General features: G+C 70.3%; 5 protein-coding genes. 4 read left to right on the top strand and 1 reads right to left on the bottom strand.

Going from position 1 to position 3,930, the window contains the following annotated elements:
* On the bottom strand, positions 1–201 hold a 201-nt coding region (locus tag AOK24_RS49660; RefSeq protein ID WP_206191205.1), incomplete at its 3' end, for a hypothetical protein.
* Positions 202–485: 284 nt separating this feature from the next.
* Between AOK24_RS49660 and AOK24_RS15240 the strand changes: the two genes are divergently transcribed.
* The 4 genes from AOK24_RS15240 to AOK24_RS15225 form a co-directional block, all read left to right on the top strand.
* On the top strand, positions 486–1,310 hold the full coding sequence (locus AOK24_RS15240) for an SAM-dependent methyltransferase (RefSeq protein ID WP_055720608.1): 825 nt from the start codon (positions 486–488) through the stop codon (positions 1,308–1,310).
* 196 nt (positions 1,311–1,506) lie between these two features.
* Positions 1,507–2,343 (top strand): polysaccharide deacetylase family protein, encoded by an 837-nt coding sequence (locus AOK24_RS15235; RefSeq protein ID WP_107103964.1) that lies wholly within the window; start codon positions 1,507–1,509, stop codon positions 2,341–2,343.
* 96 nt (positions 2,344–2,439) lie between these two features.
* Positions 2,440–2,853 (top strand): effector-associated constant component EACC1, encoded by a 414-nt coding sequence (locus AOK24_RS15230; RefSeq protein WP_055720607.1) that lies wholly within the window; start codon positions 2,440–2,442, stop codon positions 2,851–2,853.
* 6 nt (positions 2,854–2,859) lie between these two features.
* Positions 2,860–3,930: caspase family protein (locus tag AOK24_RS15225; RefSeq protein ID WP_206191204.1), on the top strand; the 1,071-nt coding region annotated here is incomplete at its 3' end.

Below are 3,930 nucleotides of genomic sequence, written 5' to 3'. Positions count from 1 at the left end.
CGTCGCCGGCGACGCCGTGATCCGGCCGACCCGTTGGGGCACGCGGCGCGGGCCCGTCCCGCTTCCCCGGTCGGTGGGATCCGGTCGGTGGTGCTGCCGCGTGCGGGCTTCGCGGCCTGTGGGCCGGGTGTGTCGCAGGACGGTCCGGGCCTGCGGGGCGTGTGCGCCGGGCAGCGCGGCCGACTCCCGGTCATGATCCATCCCGCGGTCTCCGGCCGTACGCCCGCCCTGGGCCGTACCGCGTCGGGTGCGGTCGCGAACGCGCCTCGCGGGCATTCGGTCCCGGCCTGCCCGTATGCCGGTCGCGGTGTCTCCCGGAACGCGAACACGCCCTGCCCGTAGTCCAGTTGGGGCCACCCGTCGCCCTATGGCCAAAACCTTACGGTCAGTTGTGCCCCGTAGGGCCAAGTGGCTTTCGGCCAAAGGGTGTTCGCCTAGGGTGGCGTTCTGATCAGCGTTGTTCATGAGTCGCAGGAGGCTTTGCCGTGTCGGACACCCAGGACACCCACTCCCCCGCGGGCAAGGCCCAGGAGGCCCGCTCGCGGATCGACACGTCCACGCCTCACTCGGCGCGGTTCTGGAACTACTTCGTCGGGGGCAAGGACAACTACGAGGTCGACCGGCAGATCGGGGACCAGATCAAGGAGATCTTCCCCGGCCTGGTCGACGTCGCGGTGACCAGCCGCCACTTCCTCGGCCGCGCGGTCACGCACCTCGCCGGCGAGGTCGGGATCCGCCAGTTCCTGGACATCGGCACGGGCCTGCCGACCGCCGACAACACCCACGAGGTCGCCCAACGCGTCGCCCCCGAGACGAAGATCGTGTACGTCGACAACGACCCGATCGTCCTCGCCCACGCCAACGCGCTGCTGACCAGCACGAAAGAGGGGCAGACCGCGTACCTCGACGCGGACATGTACGACCCGGCGGCGATCCTGGAGAAGGCGTCCGGGACGCTGGACCTCTCGCAGCCCGTCGCGCTGATGATCCTCAACACCCTCGGCCACGTCGGCGAGTACGAGCAGGCCCGCCAGCTGGTCCGCGACCTCGTCGCCGGGCTGCCGTCCGGGAGCCACCTCGTCATCAGCGACTCGACGGCGACGAGCGAGGGCATGATCGCGGCGTCCGACGCGTACAACAAGAGCGGCGCCGTGCCGTACTACGTACGCAGCGTCGAGGAGATCGCCGGGTTCTTCGACGGCCTCGAACTGCTGGAGCCCGGGGTCGTACAGGTCACCGAGTGGCGGCCGGCCGCGGACACGCAGCGGGTGTACGTGGACGCGTACGGGGCGGTCGCGCGCAAGGCGTGAACGTCCGTAGAGGGTGAGGCGGGGCCGGGACGAGTCCGGCCCCGCCTCCCCGCGTCGGTACCGAAGTCCCCCCATGACGCAGCCCGGCCGGCGGGTTGTGCGATCGTGTGATCACGGAACCGTGGACGCCTGTTCGACATCACAACAGGTGAACGGGGACGGTACACAGATCAAACGGTTGTCTGGGAGCGGCGCGATGCACTGGCGGATCAAGGGAGCGGTGGCGGTCTGCGCCCTTCTCGTCGCGGGACTGGCGACAGGATGTACGACCGAGTCGTCGGCGGTGTCCCGGCCGTCGCAGTCGCCGTCCGCGTCGAGCGCCGCGCCCTCCGCGAATCCCCGGGCGGCCATCGAGGCCGCGTACCGCAAGTGGGGGCTGAAGCCGCTCGCCGAGGCGCCGAAGCCGCCCGCCGTGAAGCCGGTCACGCTGAAGTCCGGCGGGAAGATACCGGTGATCAGCGAGATACCCACGAAGGAGAAGATCGTCTTCCTCACCTTCGACGACGGCACCGAGCAGGACCCCCAATTCATCACGATGATGCGGGAGTTGAAGCTGCCGATCACCATGTTCCTGACGGACGCGGCGATCCGCTCGGACTACGGCTACTTCACGAAGCTCCAGGCCCTCGGAAACCCGGTCGAGAACCACACCCTGTCCCACCCCAACCTGCCCACGCTGGGCGCCGCCGCCCAGCAGCGGGAGATCTGCGGCCAGCAGACGAAACTGACGGACCATTACGGCACCGCGCCCCGCCTCTTCCGCCCGCCCTACGGCAACTGGAACGAGGCAACCCGCAGCGCCGCCGCGTCCTGCGGACTCCAGGCGATCGTCCTGTGGCGCGAGTCCATGCAGATCAAGAACATGCAGTACCAGCTGCCCGGCAAGAAGCTCCGCCCCGGCGACATCATCCTCGCCCACTTCCGGGGGCCGTCGGAGCTGAAGGGGCGGACGATCACGCAGATGACCGTGAACATGCTCCGGCACATAGAGGAGCAGGGCTTCACGGTGGCCCGGCTGGAGGACTACCTCTAGCACCCCGGGAGGCCCGATGCCCGAACTTTCCCCGGAGACTCCCCAGAAGCCCGGTGGGCGACCACACTGAAGTGGGCGGAACGATCGGGGGGCGGTATGTGGGAGAGCGCTTCGGCCGCGGAGCGGGTGACGGACGTACGGCTGGACGTCACCCCCGACCCCGAACTCGATCCGGAGGCCGCCGAGCGGCTGTTGCGTCGGCTGCGCACCGAACTCGCCGCGCTGGACGTCGAATCGGCCCGGTTCGCGCCCGGCGCCACCCCGCCCGAGGGCGCGAAGGGCTCGGACGCGGTGACGCTCGGCGCGATCGTCGTGGCGCTCAGCGCGTCCGGCGGGGTGTTCACCTCGCTCATCGGCGCCGTACAGGACTGGCTGGGCCGCTCCTCCGCCCGGCACCGGATCTCGGTCACCGTCGACGGCGACACGATCGAGCTGGAGTCCGCGACCGACGCCGAACGCCGGGCGCTGGTCGAGGCGTTCGTACGCCGGCACTCCGGCGAGGGGCGGTGAGGGGCCATGGGGCGCAGGCTCGCGCTGCTCGTCGCGACGTACGACCATGAGGACGCCACGCTGCGGCAGTTGACCTCGCCCGCGCACGACGCGGAGGCGCTGGCCGAAGTCCTGCGGGACCCCGACATCGCCGGGTTCGAGGTCACCACGCTCGTCAACGAGCCCTACCACCGCGTCGGTTCGGCGATCAGCGAGCTGTACCGCGACCGGCGCCGCGACGACCTCACGCTGCTGTACTTCACCGGGCACGGCCTCAAGGACGACCACGGCCGCCTCTACCTCGCGACCACCGACACCCGGCACGACAGCCTCCTGTTCACCGCCCTCTCCGCCGAGCAGATCGACCAGGCCATGGAGGGGTGCGCCTCCCGGCGCATGGTCCTCATCCTCGACTGCTGCTACAGCGGCGCCTTCCCCGCCCGTACCAAGGGCGACACCGAGGTGCACGCGCTGGAGCGGTTCCAGGGGCGCGGCCGTACGGTCCTGACCGCCTCGGACTCCACGCAGTACTCCTTCGACGGGCAGCGCGCGCAGGGGCGGGCCGCGCAGTCCGTCTTCACGCGCTACCTCGTGGAAGGGCTGCGCGACGGGAGCGCGGATCTCGACGGCGACGGCGACATCACGCTCGACGAGCTGTACGGGTACGTCCACGACCGGGTCGTCGAGGCGATGCCTCAGCAGCGGCCCAAGAAACAGGACGACGTCGAGGGCCGCATCGTCATCGCCCACAACATCAACTGGCGGCTCCCGGTGTACCTCCGCAACGCCCTCGCGAGCCCCATGGTGGGTGATCGGCTGGGGGCGCTGGAGGGCCTGATGCATCTGCACCGGATCGGGAACGCGCAGGTGCAGGCGGCGGTGCTGGAGGAGGTGCGGCGGCTGGAGGAGGACGACAGCAAGCAGGTTTCCGCGGCGGCGGGGGTGCGGTTGGCGTCGCTTGCGCGTCAGGCGGGCGCGGGGGCCGGGACTGAGGCTTCGGGATCTGCCGATGTACGTGCATCCGCACCGGCACCGGCACCGGCACCGGCACCGGCAAGTGCAGTCGAACCCACATCCGCACCAGCACCAGCACCAGCA

The organism is Streptomyces niveiscabiei, from assembly GCF_001419795.1.
Taxonomy (GTDB): domain Bacteria; phylum Actinomycetota; class Actinomycetes; order Streptomycetales; family Streptomycetaceae; genus Streptomyces; species Streptomyces niveiscabiei.
This window is presented reverse-complemented; position numbering and strand designations above follow the sequence as displayed.

What these genes read in the sequence shown, in the direction of transcription:
- AOK24_RS15230 (WP_055720607.1), top strand. Translation starts at nt 2,440, where the DNA reads ATGTGGGAGAGCGCTTCGGCCGCGGAGCGGGTGACGGACGTACGGCTG.
- AOK24_RS15235 (WP_107103964.1), top strand. Translation starts at nt 1,507, where the DNA reads ATGCACTGGCGGATCAAGGGAGCGGTGGCGGTCTGCGCCCTTCTCGTC.